Below are 17598 nucleotides of genomic sequence, written 5' to 3'. Positions count from 1 at the left end.
GACGATAGGAGAAGCCCGCGACCAGCACTAGCGACCCGCGCTTACGACACGCCGAAACGCGCCGCCAGCTCGTCCCGCTGCCTGCGCACGAACCCCGCGTCCACCACCGCGCCGTGACCGGGCACGTAGAGCGCGTCCTCGCCGCCGAGGGCGAGCAGCCGGTCCAGGGCGGCCGGCCACTGCGCCGGGACGGCGTCGGATCCCGCCTGCGGAGCGCCGGACTCCTCGACCAGGTCGCCGCAGAAGACCACCTCCGGGTCGCCCGGCACCAGAACCGCCAGATCGTACGCCGTGTGCCCCGGGCCCACGTTCGCCAGCAGCACCTGGCGGCCGCCGCCCAGGTCCAGCGTCCACTCGCCGGAGACCAGACGGCGCGGCACCGCGAGGGCGTCGGCCGCATGCTCCGCCTCCGGGGCCGGCAGACCGTGCCGGACGGCGTCCAGACGCAGCTCCTCGCGCTCGTACGCGAACACGGCGTCCGTGCCCACGGCGGCGAACACCTCCGCGCCCGCGAACGCGGGAGCGCCGAGGACATGGTCGAAGTGGGGGTGCGTGAGAGCGAGATGAGTCACACGGTGCCCGGTCAGTTCCTGTGCCTCGGTCCGCAGCCGGGCGCCCTCCGCGAGGCTGGAACCGGCGTCCACGACGAGCGCCGTCCCCTCCCCGAGAACCAGGCCCACCGTGCAGTCCCAGCCCGGCAGGCGGCACCGGCCGGCCCCGGCGGCCAGCCGCTCCCACCCCAGGTCTTCCCAAGTCACCGTCATACCGCGACGCTAGCGGTGAGGTCCGTCCGGGGCACGACGCCGCAGGACCGGCCTTGCCCCCGCCGTACCTCACGGCCGTACACTTGGCCGGGGAACATTGGCACTCGTACGCGCAGAGTGCCAGGCCGCGAAGCGCGGTGACGACCGATTCCGGAGGTGAGTGCGATGCTGAGCGAGCGCAGGCTCCAGGTGTTGCGCGCCATCGTCCAGGACTACGTCGGCACCGAGGAGCCGGTGGGCTCCAAGGCGCTCACCGAGCGGCACAACCTCGGGGTGTCCCCGGCCACCGTCCGCAACGACATGGCCGCCCTGGAGGACGAGGGATTCATCGCCCAGCCGCACACCAGCGCGGGGCGCATCCCCACCGACAAGGGCTACCGGCTCTTCGTCGACAAGCTCGCCGGCGTGAAGCCGATGACCGCGCCCGAGCGGCGCGCCATCCAGAACTTCCTCGAAGGGGCGGTCGACCTCGACGACGTCGTGGCCCGCACGGTACGGCTGCTCGCGCAGCTCACCCGGCAGGTCGCCGTCGTTCAGTACCCGTCCCTGACCCGCTCGACCGTGCGGCACGTGGAGCTGCTGTCGCTCGCCCCGGCGCGCGTCATGCTCGTGCTGATCACGGACACCGGCCGGGTCGAGCAGCGGCTGGTGGACTGCCCGGCGCCGTGCGGCGAGGCGACGCTCGCGGATCTGCGGGCGCGGCTCAACAGCAGGGTCGCCGGCCGGCGCTTCACGGACGTCCCGCGTCTCGTGGAGGACCTGCCGGAGGCCTTCGAGGTCGAGGATCGCGGTACGGTCTCCGCAGTGCTCTCCACGTTGCTGGAGACGCTGGCCGAGGAGAACGAGGAGCGGCTGATGATCGGCGGTACCGCCAATCTGACGCGCTTCGGACATGACTTCCCCCTCACCATCCGTCCGGTGCTCGAAGCACTCGAGGAGCAGGTCGTGCTCCTCAAGTTGCTTGGGGAGGCCGGGGATTCGGGCATGACCGTACGCATCGGTCACGAGAACGCCTACGAGGGACTCAACTCCACTTCCGTGGTGGCGGTCGGCTACGGTTCGGGCGGCGAGGCAGTAGCCAAGCTCGGCGTGGTCGGACCGACCCGCATGGATTACCCGGGAACGATGGGAGCGGTACGCGCAGTGGCACGGTACGTCGGACAGATCCTGGCGGAGTCGTAAGTGGCCACGGACTACTACGCCGTTCTCGGCGTGCGCCGCGACGCGTCGCAGGATGAGATCAAGAAGGCGTTCCGCCGGCTCGCGCGCGAGCTGCACCCGGACGTCAATCCCGATCCGAAGACGCAGGAGCGGTTCAAGGAGATCAACGCCGCCTACGAGGTGTTGTCGGACCCGCAGAAGAAGCAGGTCTACGACCTCGGCGGCGACCCGCTCTCGCAGGCCGGCGGAGCCGGTGCGGGCGCGGGTGCGGGCGGATTCGGTGCCGGGGGCTTCGGGAACTTCTCCGACATCATGGACGCGTTCTTCGGCACGGCCTCGCAGCGTGGACCGCGCTCGCGCACCCGCCGCGGCCAGGACGCGATGATCCGGCTCGACGTCGAGCTCGACGAGGCCGCCTTCGGCACGACGAAGGACATCCAGGTCGACACGGCGGTCGTCTGCAACACCTGCAACGGCGAGGGCGCCGCACCGGGCACGTCCGCCCAGACGTGCGACATGTGCCGCGGCCGCGGTGAGGTCTCGCAGGTCACCCGGTCCTTCCTGGGCCAGGTCATGACCTCGCGTCCCTGCCCGCAGTGCCAGGGCTTCGGCACGGTCGTCCCGACGCCGTGCCCGGAGTGCGCCGGCGACGGCCGCATCCGCTCGCGCCGCACCCTGACCGTCAAGATCCCGGCCGGTGTCGACAACGGCACCCGCATCCAGCTTGCCGGCGAGGGCGAGGTCGGCCCCGGCGGCGGTCCCGCCGGCGACCTGTACGTCGAGATCCACGAGCTGCCGCACTCGACCTTCCAGCGGCGCGGCGACGACCTGCACTGCACGGTCACGATCCCGATGACGGCGGCGGCCCTCGGCACCAAGGTGCCGCTGGAGACGCTGGACGGCATGGAGGAGGTCGACATCCGGCCCGGCACCCAGTCCGGCCAGTCGATCCCGCTGCACGGCCGGGGCATCACGCACCTGCGCGGCGGCGGCCGGGGCGACCTGATCGTCCACGTCGAGGTCCAGACCCCGAACAAGCTCGACCCCGAGCAGGAGCGCCTCCTGCGCGAGCTGGCCAAACTGCGCGGCGAGGAACGGCCCCTGGGTCAGTTCCAGCCCGGTCAGCAGGGCCTGTTCTCGCGGCTGAAGGACGCGTTCAACGGGCGCTGACGCCCGGGAACCGTCCGATTCGGTGTTGATCGGAGGACGTGACAACATGCCGTCATGTCCTCCGCACTGACCGATCTCTTCCGGCATCCGATCGTGCAGGCCCCGATGGCGGGCGGTGTCGCCGTCCCGCGGCTCGCCGCCGCCGTGTCCGAGGCGGGCGGCCTCGGCTTCCTCGCCGCCGGGTACAAGACCGCCGACGGGATGTACCAGGAGATCAAGCAGCTGCGGGGCCTCACCGGGCGCCCCTTCGGCGTCAACCTGTTCGTGCCCCAGCCGGAGTGTTCGAGCGCGGGCCCCACGGCCGCCGCGGCCGAGGGCGCGACGACGCCGGCCGCGGCCGCCGTCGAGGTCTACGCGCATCAGCTCGGCGGCGAGGCCGCCTGGTACGGGACCGAACTCGGCGACCCCGACAGCGGCCGGGACGACGGCTACGAGGTCAAGCTGGCCGCGCTGCTCGACAACCCGGTGCCGGTGGTCTCCTTCCACTTCGGCGTCCCGAGCCGTGAGGTGATCGACTCCCTCCACCGCGCCGGCACCCTCACGATGGTCTCCGCGACCACCCCCGAGGAGGCCCTCGCGGTACAGCGGTCCGGCGCCGACGCCGTGATCGCGCAGGGCGTGGAGGCCGGCGGCCACCAGGGCACCCACCGCGACCTCCCGGAGAACGACGGTGCCGGCCTCGGCCTGCTCTCCCTGGTCGCCCTGATCCGCGAAACCGTGGACCTGCCCGTCGTGGCCGCGGGCGGCATCATGCGCGGCAGCCAGATCGCCGCCGTCCTCGCGGCGGGCGCGAGTGCCGCCCAGCTCGGCACCGCGTTCCTCGCCACCCCCGAGTCCGGCGCCGCCGATCTGCACAAGCAGGCGCTCACCAACCCCCTGTTCGCCCGCACGGAACTGACCCGCGCCTTCTCCGGCCGCCCGGCCCGCGGCCTGGTCAACCGGTTCCTGCGCGAGCACGGCCCGTACGCCCCCGCCGCCTACCCCGAGGTCCACCACCTCACCGCGCCGCTGCGCAAGGCCGCCGCCAGGGCCGGGGACGCGCAGGGCATGGCGCTGTGGGCGGGCCAGGGGCACCGGCTCGCCCGCGACCTGCCCGCCGGGCAGCTCGTCCACGTCCTCGCCGGTGAACTCGCCGCCGCCCAGGCCCCGCTGTCCGCCGGAGGTGACCTCCGATGACCGCTCCCGTCTTCGTCGTCGAGGAGTTCCCCGCGCACGGCTCGGGCTCTTTCGTCCTCGACGGCCCCGAGGGACGGCACGCCGTCTCCGTGAAGCGGCTGCAGCCGGGCGAGGCCGTCGTCCTCACCGACGGCGCCGGGCGCTGGGCCGAGTGCGAGGTGACCGGCACCGAGGGCAAGGACCGGCTGGTCGTCCGGCTGGGCGATGTCGTCCAGGAGCCCGCCGAGTCCCCGCGCATCACCGTCGTGCAGGCCCTGCCCAAGGGCGACCGGGGCGAACTCGCCGTGGAGACCATGACCGAGGTCGGCGTCGACGCCATCGTGCCGTGGGCGGCGTCCCGCTGCATCACCCAGTGGAAGGGCGAGCGCGGGCTGAAGGCCCTCGGCAAGTGGCGGGCCACCGCCCGCGAGGCCGGCAAGCAGTCCCGCCGGGTCCGCTTCCCCGAGGTGGCCGACGCCGCGACGACCAAGCAGGTGGCGGCACTTCTGGCCGACGCCGACTTCGCCGCCGTGCTGCACTCCGACTTCGACACCGTCAGCGAGCCGCTCGCCACCGCCGAACTCCCCGCCGAGGGCGACATCGTGCTCGTCGTCGGTCCCGAAGGCGGCGTCTCCTCCGACGAGTTGGCGGCCTTCCGGGCGGCGGGCGCCAAGCCGTACGTCCTCGGCCGCTCCGTCCTGCGCACCTCCACCGCGGGCACCGCGGCGGCGGCCCTGCTGCTGGGCCGCACCGGGCGCTGGAGCTGACGGCACCACCCCGCACGTCACCCATCGGTGAGCTGCCCGAACACGTGAGTGGCCGTATGCGCCCTACCGCGGTGCGCGTGTCGGTGGGACGCTGCCCTGCATGGGGGTATTGAGGCGAACGCGGCAACGGCCCCGCGCGGTGCGGCCGGTGGCCGCGGCGGGACTCGCGGCGCTGGCTGCGGTCACCGTCGCGGGCTGCCGGCCGGGGGACCTGAACTCCGCGTCGGCGGCGTACACCACCGACCGGACGGCGACGGCCCGACTCGACCGGCAGCATGTCGACGTGCGCTGGCTCAGCTGCACCGGCGACTACGGCAGCGGCGGGCGGACCCAGGCGTCCGGGCGGAGCCCGTCGCCCAGCGAGTCCACCGTGGTGTCCGTCGACTGCCAGGGGCGGACCGAGGACGGGCGGAAGATCACCGTGACCGGACGCGTCACCCGGGCCGTGGACGGCGCGTGCGTGCGCGGCGACCTCGTCGCCCGGGTCGGCGGCAAGGAGCGGTTCCATGTGCACGGCCTCGGCGACTGCGACGCCACCCCCGGCCCGGCGTACAGCCCGCCCGCCACCCACCGGCCCCCGGCCGGCGGGCAGCCCCGCCCCACCGTCACGGTGACCGTCACCCGGACCATCTGGTGCGAGACGGACCCGAGTTGCCGGCCCGTCGAAGGCAAGTGATCGGAAACCGGGCCCACGGACGCCGCCGCGTGCATAGGGTGACCGGGTGACTGCGTCCACGGGTTCGTATCTCCGTTTCCCGCACCTGCACGGCGATCTGGTCGCCTTCACCGCCGAGGACGACGTCTGGCTCGCGCCGCTCGACGGCGGCCGGGCATGGCGGGTCAGCGCCGACAACGTACCGGTGACCCAGCCCCGGATCTCACCCGACGGCACCACCGTCGCCTGGACCTCCACCCGCGACGGCGCACCGGAGGTCCATGTCGCCCCCGTCGAGGGCGGCGTCTCCAAACGGCTGACGTACTGGGGCAGTTGGCACACCCGCGTGCTCGGCTGGACCCCCGACGGACAGGTCCTCGCGCTCTCCACGCAAGGACAGGCCAGCCTGCGCCGCAGCTGGGCGCGCGCCGTCCCGCTGGACGGCGGACCGGCGACCACCCTTCCCTACGGCCCCGTCGGCGACGTCGCGTTCGGGGAGCGCACCGTCCTGCTCTCGGCGCTCATGGGCCGGGAGGCGGCCTGGTGGAAGCGCTACCGGGGCGGCACGGCGGGCAAGTTGTGGATCGACCGCGACGGCGACGGCGAGTTCGTCCGGCTGCACGCGGACCTGGACGGCAACATCGAGTGCCCGCTGTGGGCCGGGGACCGGATCGGCTTCCTCTCCGACCACGAGGGCACCGGCTCCTTCTACTCCTCCCTCGCCGACGGCTCCGGTCTGCGCAGGCACACCCCGCTCGAGGAAGGCTTCTACGCCCGGCACGCGGCGAGCGACGGCCGCCGTGTCGTCTACGCCAGCGCCGGCGAACTGTGGCTGCTGGACGACCTGGAGGGCGCCGAGCCCCGGCGCCTGGACATCCGGCTCGGCGGACCGCGGGTGGACCTCCAGCCGTACCCGGTGGACGCAGCCCGCTGGTTCTCGGACGCCTCGCCCGACCACACCGCACGCGGCAGCGCCGTCTGTGTGCGCGGCGCCGTCCACTGGGTCACCCACCGCTCCGGCCCCGCCCGCGCGCTCGCCGACCGGCCCGGCGTACGGGCCCGGCTGCCGCGCACCTTCCGCATGGACGGCGAGGAGTGGGTGGTGTGGGTGACGGACGCCGAGGGCGAGGACGCCCTGGAGTTCGCCCCGGCCACCGGCCTCGCCCCCGGCGCCACCGCCAGGCGGCTCGCCGCCGGACAGCTCGGCCGGGTGCTGGAGCTGGCCATGGCCCCCGACGGCAGCCGCGCCGCCGTCGCCGCGCACGACGGACGCCTGCTGCTCGTCGAGCGGGAGACCGGCGAGGTCCGCGAGGTCGACCGCAGCGAGGACGGCGACGTCCACGGCCTCGCCTTCTCGCCCGACTCGGCGTGGCTCGCCTGGACCCACCCCGGCCCGCGCCCCCTCTCCCAGCTCCGGCTCGCCCACACCACCGACCTCTCCGTCACCGAGGCGACCCCGCTGCGCTTCAGGGACTACGCGCCCGCGTTCACCCTCGACGGCAAGCACCTCGCCTTCCTCTCCAACCGCTCCTTCGACCCCGTCTACGACGAACACGTCTTCGACCTGGCCTTCGTCGTCGGCGACCGCCCGCACCTGATCACCCTGGCCGCGACCACGCCCTCGCCCTTCGGCCCGCAGCGGCACGGCCGCGCCTTCGAGACGCCCGACCGGGACGAGACCCCCGACAGCGAGGGCACCCCGGTCACCCGCGTCGACCTCGACGGCCTCGCCGACCGGATCGTGCCCTTCCCGGTCGAGGCCGCCCGCTACTCCGGCCTGCGCGCCGCCAAGGACGGCGTGCTGTGGCTGCGGCACCCGGTGCGCGGCACCCTCGGCGCCGGCCGGGCCACCCCCGACGACCCCGAGCCCAAGACCGAGCTGGAGCGCTACGACCTCGCCCAGCGGCGCCTGGAGCATCTCGCCGCGGACGCCGACCACTTCGAGGTCAGCGGCGACGGCAGACGCGTCCTGCTGTGGACCGACGAGCGGCTCCGCGTCGTCCCCAGCGACCGGCGCGCCCCCTCCGACGACGACGGCGACACCAGCTTCACCGTCGACCTCGCCCGGATCCGGCAGACGGTCGAACCGGCCGCCGAGTGGCGGCAGATGTACGACGAGACCGGCCGCATCATGCGCGACCAGTTCTGGCGCCCCGACCTCAGCGGCGTGGACTGGGACGGCGTCCTCGACCGCTACCGCCCGGTGCTCGACCGCATCGCCACCCACGACGACCTGGTCGACCTGCTGTGGGAGGTGCAGGGCGAACTCGGCACCTCGCACGCCTACGTCATCCCGCGCGGCGGATACGACGGCGGCGCCCGCCAGGGCCTGCTCGGCGCCGACATCTCCCGCCACCCGGACGGCAGTTGGCGCATCGACCGCATCCTGCCCTCGGAGACCTCCGACCCCGAGGCCCGCGCCCCGCTCGCCGCGCCCGGTGTCGCCGTGCGCGCCGGGGACGCGATCGTGGCCGTCGGCGGCCACCTGGTCGACCCGGTGACCGGACCCGGCCCCCTGCTCGTCGGAACCGCCGGACAGCCCGTCGAGCTGACCGTCTCGCCCGCCGGCGGCGGCGACCCGCGGCACACGGTCGTCATCCCGCTCGCCGACGAGGAGCCGCTGCGCTACCACGCCTGGGTCGCCGACCGGCGCGCCCACGTCCACGAGCGCTCGGGCGGCCGGCTCGGCTATCTCCACGTGCCCGACATGCAGGCCCCCGGCTGGGCCCAGATCCACCGCGACCTGCGCAGCGAGGTGACCCGCGAGGGGCTGGTCGTCGACGTCCGGGAGAACCGGGGCGGCCACACCTCCCAGCTCGTCGTGGAGAAGCTGGCCCGGCGGATCGTCGGCTGGGCCGTGCCGCGCGGGATGCGGCCCATCAGCTACCCGCAGGACGCGCCCCGCGGGCCCGTGGTCGCCGTCGCCAACGAGTTCTCCGGCTCCGACGGCGACATCGTCAACGCGGCGATACGCGCCCTCGGCATCGGCCCCGTGGTCGGCACGCGCACCTGGGGCGGCGTGATCGGCATCGACAGCCGCTACCGCCCTCGTCGACGGCACACTCGTCACCCAGCCGAAGTACGCCTACTGGCTGGAGGGTTACGGCTGGGGCGTGGAGAACCACGGCGTCGACCCGGACGTCGAGGTCGTACAGCGCCCACAGGACTGGGCGGCGGGGAGCGACGTACAACTGGACGAGGCGATCAGACTGGCGCTGGAAGCGTTGGAGGAGCGGCCCGTGAAGACGCCGCCGACTCTGCCGACCTGAAGGGGCGCGGGGCTGTATCGATATACGGCTCCGCCGCGATGGGGGTACCTCCCTGCTCGAACGAGTCGAGAGCTTGGGGGAGCGACCAGCCACGGCACACCCGCACCCGACGACGATACGATGCCCCCCGTAAACCTGATCCCGCTCAACCGCCGGAGGGCACATGGCTGGGGAGCCGCAGGAAGACTGCCTGTTCTGCAAGATCGTCGCGGGGCAGATTCCGGCGACCATCGTCCGGGAGACGGAGACGACGATCGCCTTCCGGGACATCAATCCCCAGGCGCCCACCCACGTCCTGGTGATCCCCAAGGTGCACTACCGGGACGCGGCCGAACTCGCCGCCGCCAGGCCGGACGTCGCCGCCGACATACTGCGCGAGACGCAGGCCGTCGCCGACGACGACAAGCTGGAGAGCTACCGCGTCGTCTTCAACACCGGCAGCGGCGCCGGACAGACCGTCTGGCACGCCCACGCACACGTCCTCGGCGGGCGCGGTCTGCAGTGGCCCCCGGGATAAGTCACCGTGTCCGTCCGTGAACTGGTGGTCCTCGGCACCGCCAGCCAGGTCCCCACCCGGCACCGCAACCACAACGGCTACCTGCTGCGCTGGGACGGCGAGGGCATCCTGTTCGACCCGGGGGAGGGCACGCAGCGCCAGATGCTGCGGGCCGGGGCCGCCGCCCACGACCTGAACCGGATCTGTGTCACCCATTTCCACGGCGACCACGCGCTGGGCCTGCCCGGAGTGGTCCAGCGGATCAACCTCGACAAGGTGCCGCACGAGGTCACCGCCCACTATCCGCGCTCCGGGCAGCGCTTCTTCGACCGGTTGCGGTACGCCACCGCCTACCGGGAGACGGCCCGGATCACCGAGGCCCCGGTCGACGCCGACGGCGACCTCGCGGTGACCGCGTCGTACACCCTTCAGGCCCGCAGGCTCTCCCACCCCGTCGACTCCTACGGCTACCGGCTTGTCGAACCCGACGGGCGTCGCATGCTGCCCGAACGGCTCGCCGCGCACGGCATCAAAGACCCCGACGTCGGCCGGATCCAGCGCGAGGGACGGCTCGGGGACGTCACGCTCGACGAGGTCAGCGAGGTGCGCCGCGGACAGCGGTTCGCGTTCGTCATGGACACGCGCCTGTGCGAGGGGGCGTACGCGCTCGCCGAGGGCTGCGACATGCTCGTCATCGAGTCCACCTTCCTCGACGAGGACATCGACCTGGCCGTCGAGCACGGCCATCTGACGGCCGGGCAGGCGGCGTCGGTGGCGCGCGACGCCGGGGTGCGCCACCTGGTGCTCACCCACTTCAGCCAGCGCTACTCCGACCCCGAGGAGTTCGGGCGGCAGGCCCGGGCGGCCGGTTTCGAGGGGGAGCTGACGGTAGCTCACGACCTGCTGCGAGTGCCGGTGCCGAAGCGCGCATAAAACGCCCGTACGATGCTTTGATGCCCCTCCCCAAAGCAGAGCTGCACCTGCACATCGAAGGCACCCTCGAACCCGAGCTCGCCTTCCGCCTCGCCGAGCGCAACGGCGTCACGCTGCCGTACGAGACCACCGACGAGCTGCGCAAGGCGTACCAGTTCGAGGACCTCCAGTCCTTCCTGAACCTGTACTACGAGCTGATGGCCGTCCTGCGCACCGAGCAGGACTTCGAGGACCTCGCGAACGCCTACCTCGCCCGCGCCGCCGAGCAGGGCGTGCGGCACGCGGAGATCTTCTTCGACCCGCAGGCCCACCTCGCGCGCGGCGTGTCGATGGGAACCGTCGTGGAGGGGCTGTGGCGGGCGTTGGGCAGCTGGGGGTCCCCCCGCTCGAGCGAAGCCGAGAGTGGGGGAGAGGAGAGCCCGGCCATCTCCACCAGGCTGATCCTGTGCTTCCTGCGCGACGAGACCGCCGAGTCGGCGCTTCAGACCCTGGAGCTGGCCCGGCCCTACCTGGACCGGATCACCGGTGTCGGCCTGGACTCGGCCGAGGTCGGCCACCCGCCGGTGAAGTTCCGCGAGGTGTACGAGGCCGCCGCCGCGCTCGGTCTGCGCCGGGTGGCGCACGCCGGTGAGGAGGGACCGCCGGAGTACATCACCGAGGCCCTCGACGTGCTCGGCGTGGAGCGCGTCGACCACGGGCTGCGCTGCATGGAGGACCCGGCGCTGGTCGAGCGACTGGTGCGCGAACGCATCCCGCTGACCCTGTGCCCGCTGTCCAACGTCCGGCTGCGCGCCGTCGACGTCCTCGCCGACCACCCGCTGCCGGCCATGCTCGACGCCGGGCTGCTGTGCACCGTCAACTCCGACGACCCGGCCTACTTCGGCGGCTACGTCGCCGACAACTACCACGCCGTGCACGACAGCCTGGGGCTGACCAAGGAACAGATGCGCGAGCTGGCCCGCAACTCCTTCCTCGCCTCCTTCCTGGAGGACGACGAGGAGCGGCGCGCACGGTATCTCGCCGAGGTGGACGCGTACACGTTCTCCTAGGCCCGTCGCCTCCCGTGTCCCTCCCGTGCTTCCTGCCGTGGTGCACACTGGCCGGGTCCGCACGACGTCAGGGAGCGCACCGTGACCGCGTCCAACGCGTATGCCGGAGGGGAACCGGAGCACGTACGGGAACCGGAGCACGTACGGGAACCGGAGCACGTACGGGAAACGGAACACCACGTCCTGCAGCCCGAGTACGTCCTGGAGCAGCCGCACCGTCAGTCCGAGACCGACCCGCTGGCCGGCCTGCGCACGGCGGCCGACCCGCCCTGGGACGTGTACCTGACCGGCACCGTCTTCCTGGACATCGTCTTCACCGGCCTTGACTGCGCCCCGGTGCGCGGTACGGAGTCCTGGGCGCGGGGGATGGGCTCCAGCCCCGGCGGCGTGGCCAACATGGCCACCGCGCTGGCCCGGCTCGGGCTGCGGACCTCCCTCGCCGCGGCCTTCGGCGACGACCACTACGGCGACTACTGCTGGGACGCGCTCGCCCGGGGCGAGAACATCGACCTCTCCCCCTCGCGCACCGTGCCCGGCTGGCACTCGCCGGTCACCGTCTCGATGGCGTACGAGGGCGAGCGCACGATGGTCTCGCACGGACACGAGCCGCCCCCGGAGGAGCCGGCGCCGGACTGCCCGCCCCGCGCGCGGGCCGCCGTCGCCTCCCTGACGCCGGGCGTGAGCGCCCACTGGATCGGCCACGCCGCGAGCGAGGGCACCCGGGTCTTCGCCGACGTCGGCTGGGACGACACGGGCGCCTGGGACCTGGCGGCCCTCCCCGACCTGGCGCACTGCGAGGCATTCCTCCCGAACGCCGCCGAGGCGATGCGCTACACCGGCGCCGACTGCCCGCGCGCGGCCGCGCACGCCCTGACCCGGCACGTGCCGGTGGCGGTGGTGACCCTGGGCGCCGAGGGCGCGTACGCCGTCGACCGGCGCACCGGGGAGGCTGCCGAGGTGCCCGCCATCGCCGTCGAGGCACTCGACCCGACCGGCGCCGGGGACGTGTTCGTGGCCGGCTTCGTCACCGGCAGCCTGGCCGGCTGGCCGCTCGCCGACCGCCTCGCCTTCGCGGGCCTCACCGCCGCCCTCTCCGTCCAGGAGTTCGGCGGCTCCCTCTCCGCCCCCGGCTGGGCCGAGATCGGCGCCTGGTGGCGCAAGGTCCAGTCCGTCGAGACCCAGGACCCCGCCGCCCTGAGCCGCTACGCCTTCCTGGCCGACCTGATCCCCCGAGATCCGGTAAGCCCCTGGCCCCTGCGCAGAGCGGTCCCGACGATCGGCTTCAGGCGACCGGCCTGAACAACCGCGGAAAAGACTTACGGCGTTGTCACTCCACCGTCGTACCCTGGAACCGCGAGGCCGCCCTCGGCGGTGCGGCCGTGACGAGGAGGAACCGCAGGCCTACAGAGCCGGCCCATGACTCAGACACCCACAGCTCACAGCGCCGCGCAGGACCAGGCGAGAGCACAGTTCACGGTCCCTGCCCAGCACCCCATGGTCACCGTGCTGGGTTCCGGCGACTCCCTCCTGCGCGTGATCGAGAAGGCCTTCCCGGCGGCCGACATCCACGTCCGGGGCAACGAGATCAGCGCGGTCGGCGACGCTCGTGAAGTCGCCCTCATCCAGCGCGTGTTCGACGAGATGATGCTGGTGCTCCGCACCGGGCAGCCGATGACGGAGGACGCAGTGGAACGCTCGATCGCCATGCTCAAGGCGAGCGAGAACGGGGAGGGTCCCGAGGAGACACCGGCCGAGGTGCTCACCCAGAACATCCTGTCCTCGCGCGGCCGCACCATCCGCCCCAAGACGCTCAACCAGAAGCGGTACGTCGACGCGATCGACAAGCACACGATCGTCTTCGGCATCGGCCCCGCCGGTACCGGCAAGACCTACCTGGCCATGGCCAAGGCGGTCCAGGCCCTGCAGTCCAAGCAGGTCAACCGGATCATCCTGACCCGCCCGGCGGTCGAGGCCGGAGAGCGCCTCGGCTTCCTGCCCGGCACGCTCTACGAGAAGATCGACCCGTACCTGCGCCCGCTCTACGACGCGCTGCACGACATGCTGGACCCGGATTCCATTCCGCGGTTGATGGCGGCGGGGACCATTGAGGTGGCGCCGCTGGCATATATGCGGGGTCGCACCCTTAATGATGCTTTTATCATCCTGGACGAGGCCCAGAACACCAGCCCCGAGCAGATGAAGATGTTCCTCACCCGCCTCGGCTTCGACTCGAAGATCGTCATCACCGGTGACGTGACGCAGGTCGACCTGCCGAACGGCAACAAGTCCGGTCTCCGGCAGGTGCAGGAGATCCTCGAGGGCGTCGACGACGTGCACTTCTCGCGGCTGTCGTCGCAGGATGTCGTCCGGCACAAGCTCGTGGGCCGTATCGTCGACGCGTACGAGCAGTACGACAGCAGGCACGGCACGGAGAACGGCACCCCCAAGGGGCACAGCCGCGGCAAGGCCGGACACAAGGGGAAGTAGACCAGCACGACCATGTCGATCGACGTCAACAACGAGTCCGGAACCGAGGTCGACGAGCAGGCGATCCTCGACATCGCCCGCTACGCGCTCGCGCGGATGCGCATCCACCCGCTCTCCGAGCTCTCGGTGATCGTCGTGGACGCCGACGCCATGGAGCAGCTGCACATCCAGTGGATGGACCTCCCGGGCCCCACCGATGTCATGTCGTTCCCGATGGACGAGCTGCGGCCGCCCTCGAAGGACGAGGAGGAGCCCCCGCAGGGACTCCTCGGTGACATCGTGCTGTGCCCGGAGGTCGCCACCAGGCAGGGCGCCGAGGCGCCCACGCAGCACTCCATGGACGAGGAGCTTCAACTGCTCACCGTCCACGGCGTGCTGCACCTGCTCGGGTACGACCACGAGGAGCCCGACGAGAAGGCGGAGATGTTCGGCCTCCAGGCGGCCATCGTGGACGGCTGGCGCGCGGAGAAGGGCCTGACCGGCCCGTCCCCGGCGCCGACGGTCTCGTAAGAGGGGCGTATGAGTCCGCAGATCGTCGTCGGCGCGGTCGCCCTCGTCGTCGTCGCATGGCTCGCCGCCTGCGCCGAGGCGGGCATCGCGCGCGTGTCCAGTTTCCGGGCCGAGGAGGCGGTGAAGTCCGGGCGGCGCGGCAGCGCCAAGCTCGCCCAGGTCGCCGCCGACCCGACCCGCTACCTCAACGTGGCCCTGCTGGTCCGCGTCGCCTGTGAGATGGCCGCCGCGGCCCTGGTCACGTACGCGTGCCTCCAGGAGATCCGCGGCACCGCGCAGGCGCTGCTCGCCGCCATCGGCGTCATGGTCCTGGTGTCGTACGTCGCCGTCGGCGTCTCCCCGCGCACCATCGGCCGCCAGCACCCGCTGAACACGGCGACGGCGGCCGCCTACGCGCTGCTGCCGCTCGCCCGCGTCATGGGTCCGGTCCCGTCGCTGCTCATCCTCATCGGCAACGCGCTGACTCCCGGCAAGGGCTTCCGTCGCGGTCCGTTCGCCTCCGAGGCCGAGCTGCGTGCGATGGTCGACCTGGCGGAGAAGGAGTCGCTGATCGAGGACGACGAGCGCCGCATGGTCCACTCGGTCTTCGAGCTCGGCGACACCCTCGTACGCGAGGTCATGGTCCCCCGCACCGACCTGATCGTCATCGAGCGGTACAAGACCATCCGCCAGGCGCTCACCCTCGCCCTGCGCTCCGGCTTCTCGCGCATCCCGGTCACCGGCGAGAGCGAGGACGACATCGTCGGCATCGTGTATCTCAAGGACCTGGTCCGCAAGACGCACATCAGCCGCGACGCCGAGAACGACCTGGTGTCCACGGCCATGCGCCCCGCCGTCTTCGTGCCCGACACCAAGAACGCCGGCGACCTGCTGCGCGAGATGCAGAAGGAGCGCAACCACGTCGCCGTCGTCATCGACGAGTACGGCGGCACGGCCGGCATCGTCACCATCGAGGACATCCTCGAGGAGATCGTCGGCGAGATCACCGACGAGTACGACCGTGAGCTGCCGCCCGTGGAGGAGCTCGGCGACGACCGCTACCGGGTCACCGCCCGCCTCGACATCACCGACCTCGGCGAGCTGTACGGCCTGGAGAGCTACGACGACGAGGACGTCGAGACCGTCGGCGGCCTGCTCGCCAAGGCCCTCGGCCGGGTGCCGATCGCCGGTGCCTCCTCGGCCGTGGAACTCCCCGACGGACGCGAGCTGCGGCTCACCGCCGAGGCCGCGGCCGGCCGCCGGAACAAGATCGTGACCGTGCTGGTGGAGCCGGCGGGCGAGGCGGACCGGCCCTCCCTCCCGGGCTCGCCCGAGCGGGCGGAGGCCCGCGCCCGCGATGAGCAGGAGACGAGGCCCGCGTGAGACCTCAGGAACTGCGCGCGTTCTGCCTGTCGTTCAACGCGGCCGTGGAGGACTTCCCGTTCAACCCGGAGACCTCGGTCTTCAAGGTCCTGGGCAAGCTCTTCGCGCTGACCGACCTCGGCGCGCGCCCCCTGAGGATCAACCTCAAGTGTGACCCGGACGAGGCGGTCCGGCTGCGCGGCGAGTACCCGGGCCTGATCCTCCCCGGGTACCACATGAACAAGCGGCACTGGAACACCGTCACCGTCGGCGACGAGCTCCCGGACCGGCTGGTCCGGGAGCTCGTCGAGGACTCGTACGACCTGGTCGTCGCCGGGCTACCGCGCGCCGAGCGCCTCCGGCTCGACCGCCCCTGAGGCGGCCTGGCGCCGGCTCCGCAGCCCCAGGCCGACCAGGACCGCCGCCGCGAGCACGATCGCCGCGTCCAGCGCCAGCACCGTGCGGACGCCGGACAGCAGGTCCGCGGAGGTCGTCGCCAGGACGCCGAGCAGCGGGATGCCGACGGTGATGCCGACCTGCTGCGTCGAGGTGATCAGCCCGGTGGCCAGGCCCTGCTCCTCGTCCGGGACGCCGGAGGCGACGGTCAGGCCGTAGGAGATGATCGCGCCCAGGTGGCACATGCTCGCCAGCGACACGGCCGCCGTCGCGAGCCACACCGACCAGGTGTGGGCGTCCAGGCCGAGCAGGGCGGCGACCAGCGCACCCTGTCCGGCGAGCGAGCCGACCAGCGTACGCCGGGCGCCGAAGCGGCCGATGACCCTCGGGGCACAGGCGCCGGCGACCGCCGACAGAACGCCCTGCACACCGAAGACGAGCCCCGTCTCGAAGGCCGACAGCCCCAGGACCTCCTGGAAGTACAGCGTCAGCACGAAGACCACCGCCGACATCATCGAGAACGTGACCAGACCGCCCAGGTTGCCCCAGGCCACCGTGCGGCGGCGCAGCATGGGCAGCGAGACCAGCGGAGCCTCGGCGCGCGACTCGACGACGGTGAAGGCGGCGAGCAGCGCGAGGCCCGCGACCAGGGTGACGACGACGTCGCCGTGGCCGAAGCCGCGGTCGGCGGCCGTCGACAGGGCGTAGATCAGCGCGAGCAGGCCGCCGGTGACGGTCACCGCGCCGGGCACGTCCAGCCGCGGGCGCTCCGGGGAACGCGACTCGGGCAGCAGACCGGGCGCCAGGACCAGTGCGAGCAGTGCGAACACCGAGAGCAGGCCCATCGTGGAACGCCAGCCGAGGGTGTCGGTCAGTACGCCGCCCGCGACCATGCCGATCGTGAAGCCGAGCGAGAGCAGCGTGCCCGAGATGCTCAGCGCGCGGTCGCGGGCCGGGCCCTCCGCGAAGGTGGTGGTGAGCAGGGACATGCCGGTCGGGACGATCGCCGCCGCGCCCAGGCCCTGCAGCGCCCGGCCGGCGAGGAAGGACGCCGGGTCCCAGGCGAACGTCGCGAGCAGCGAGGCCGCGCCGAACAGGGCGAGCCCGATGAGGAACAGCCTGCGGCGACCGAACAGGTCGCCGATCCGGCCGGACAGCAGCAGGAAGCCGCCGGAGGGCAACGCGAAGGCGGTGACCGCCCACTGGAGGGCGGAGCGGCTCATGCCGAGGTCGTCGCCGAGCGCGGGCAGTGCCACGTTCAGCACGGAGAAGTCGAGCGAGACCATGAACTGGGCCGCGCACAGGACCAGCAGGACGAGCGTGTCGCGCCGCGACAGCCGGGCCGTCCGGGACGGTTGTACGTCGTCCGGTCCGGGCGTGGGGGCGGGGGAGAGGGAGGTGTCGATCGCCATGGCACGAGCCTGCCGCGGCCGGAATAAGCGCGG

General features: G+C 72.6%; 15 protein-coding genes and 1 pseudogene. 14 read left to right on the top strand and 2 right to left on the bottom strand.

Translation table 11 applies throughout. The features are described 5' to 3' along the window. Positions 1 to 41: 41 nt before the first annotated feature. Positions 42 to 764, bottom strand: coding sequence for an MBL fold metallo-hydrolase (locus QFZ74_RS10440; RefSeq protein WP_307620532.1), 723 nt, complete (start codon positions 762 to 764; stop codon positions 42 to 44). A gap of 165 nt (positions 765 to 929) precedes the next feature. Here QFZ74_RS10440 and hrcA point away from each other — a divergent pair, with 165 nt between their 5' ends. From hrcA to QFZ74_RS10370, 14 genes and pseudogenes are all read left to right on the top strand, one after another. Continuing rightward, positions 930 to 1946, top strand: coding sequence for a heat-inducible transcriptional repressor HrcA (gene hrcA, locus QFZ74_RS10435; RefSeq protein ID WP_307620531.1), 1017 nt, complete (start codon positions 930 to 932; stop codon positions 1944 to 1946). Further along, complete coding sequence (gene dnaJ / locus QFZ74_RS10430) at positions 1947 to 3095, top strand: molecular chaperone DnaJ (RefSeq protein WP_307620530.1); 1149 nt, start codon at positions 1947 to 1949, stop codon at positions 3093 to 3095. A gap of 54 nt (positions 3096 to 3149) precedes the next feature. Continuing rightward, complete coding sequence (locus QFZ74_RS10425) at positions 3150 to 4271, top strand: nitronate monooxygenase (protein ID WP_307620529.1); 1122 nt, start codon at positions 3150 to 3152, stop codon at positions 4269 to 4271. Then, positions 4268 to 5017 carry a 16S rRNA (uracil(1498)-N(3))-methyltransferase gene (locus tag QFZ74_RS10420; RefSeq protein WP_307620528.1) on the top strand — a complete coding sequence of 250 codons (750 nt, stop codon included), beginning with the start codon at positions 4268 to 4270 and terminating at the stop codon, positions 5015 to 5017. Before QFZ74_RS10425 ends, QFZ74_RS10420 begins: the two co-directional genes overlap by 4 nt. Positions 5018 to 5117: 100 nt before the next feature. After that, the gene (locus tag QFZ74_RS10415; RefSeq protein WP_307620527.1) at positions 5118 to 5693 is read left to right on the top strand and encodes a hypothetical protein; all 576 of its coding nucleotides are present in this window, start codon (positions 5118 to 5120) and stop codon (positions 5691 to 5693) included. 97 nt (positions 5694 to 5790) lie between these two features. Beyond that, positions 5791 to 8941, top strand: a pseudogene (locus QFZ74_RS10410) (S41 family peptidase). Positions 8942 to 9104: 163 nt separating this feature from the next. Continuing rightward, a complete protein-coding gene (locus tag QFZ74_RS10405; RefSeq protein ID WP_307620526.1) occupies positions 9105 to 9458 on the top strand; it encodes a histidine triad nucleotide-binding protein in 354 nt (117 codons plus the stop codon). A gap of 6 nt (positions 9459 to 9464) precedes the next feature. Next, a complete protein-coding gene (locus QFZ74_RS10400) occupies positions 9465 to 10370 on the top strand; it encodes a ribonuclease Z (RefSeq protein WP_307620525.1) in 906 nt (301 codons plus the stop codon). 20 nt (positions 10371 to 10390) lie between these two features. Then, a complete protein-coding gene (locus tag QFZ74_RS10395; protein ID WP_307620524.1) occupies positions 10391 to 11419 on the top strand; it encodes an adenosine deaminase in 1029 nt (342 codons plus the stop codon). A 183-nt stretch (positions 11420 to 11602) separates the two neighbouring features. Continuing rightward, entirely contained in the window at positions 11603 to 12718 is a 1116-nt protein-coding gene (locus QFZ74_RS10390) for a carbohydrate kinase family protein (protein ID WP_307624103.1), read from the top strand. A 117-nt stretch (positions 12719 to 12835) separates the two neighbouring features. Then, on the top strand, positions 12836 to 13906 hold the full coding sequence (locus tag QFZ74_RS10385; protein WP_307620523.1) for a PhoH family protein: 1071 nt from the start codon (positions 12836 to 12838) through the stop codon (positions 13904 to 13906). A 12-nt stretch (positions 13907 to 13918) separates the two neighbouring features. Continuing rightward, positions 13919 to 14416 carry an rRNA maturation RNase YbeY gene (gene ybeY, locus QFZ74_RS10380; protein ID WP_307620522.1) on the top strand — a complete coding sequence of 166 codons (498 nt, stop codon included), beginning with the start codon at positions 13919 to 13921 and terminating at the stop codon, positions 14414 to 14416. A gap of 9 nt (positions 14417 to 14425) precedes the next feature. Then, entirely contained in the window at positions 14426 to 15778 is a 1353-nt protein-coding gene (locus tag QFZ74_RS10375; protein ID WP_307620521.1) for a hemolysin family protein, read from the top strand. After that, the gene (locus tag QFZ74_RS10370; protein WP_307620520.1) at positions 15775 to 16134 is read left to right on the top strand and encodes an MmcQ/YjbR family DNA-binding protein; all 360 of its coding nucleotides are present in this window, start codon (positions 15775 to 15777) and stop codon (positions 16132 to 16134) included. Before QFZ74_RS10375 ends, QFZ74_RS10370 begins: the two co-directional genes overlap by 4 nt. Here the strand turns inward: QFZ74_RS10370 and QFZ74_RS10365 are convergent. Continuing rightward, the gene (locus QFZ74_RS10365) at positions 16096 to 17565 is read right to left on the bottom strand and encodes an MFS transporter (RefSeq protein WP_307620519.1); all 1470 of its coding nucleotides are present in this window, start codon (positions 17563 to 17565) and stop codon (positions 16096 to 16098) included. The two genes, QFZ74_RS10370 and QFZ74_RS10365, sit on opposite strands and share 39 nt — an antisense overlap. Positions 17566 to 17598: the final 33 nt, after the last annotated feature.

Source organism: Streptomyces sp. V3I7, from assembly GCF_030817495.1.
In the GTDB taxonomy this organism is placed as follows: domain Bacteria; phylum Actinomycetota; class Actinomycetes; order Streptomycetales; family Streptomycetaceae; genus Streptomyces.
The sequence above is the reverse complement of the archived record's forward strand: the minus strand, read 5'-3'. Positions and strand labels throughout refer to the sequence as shown.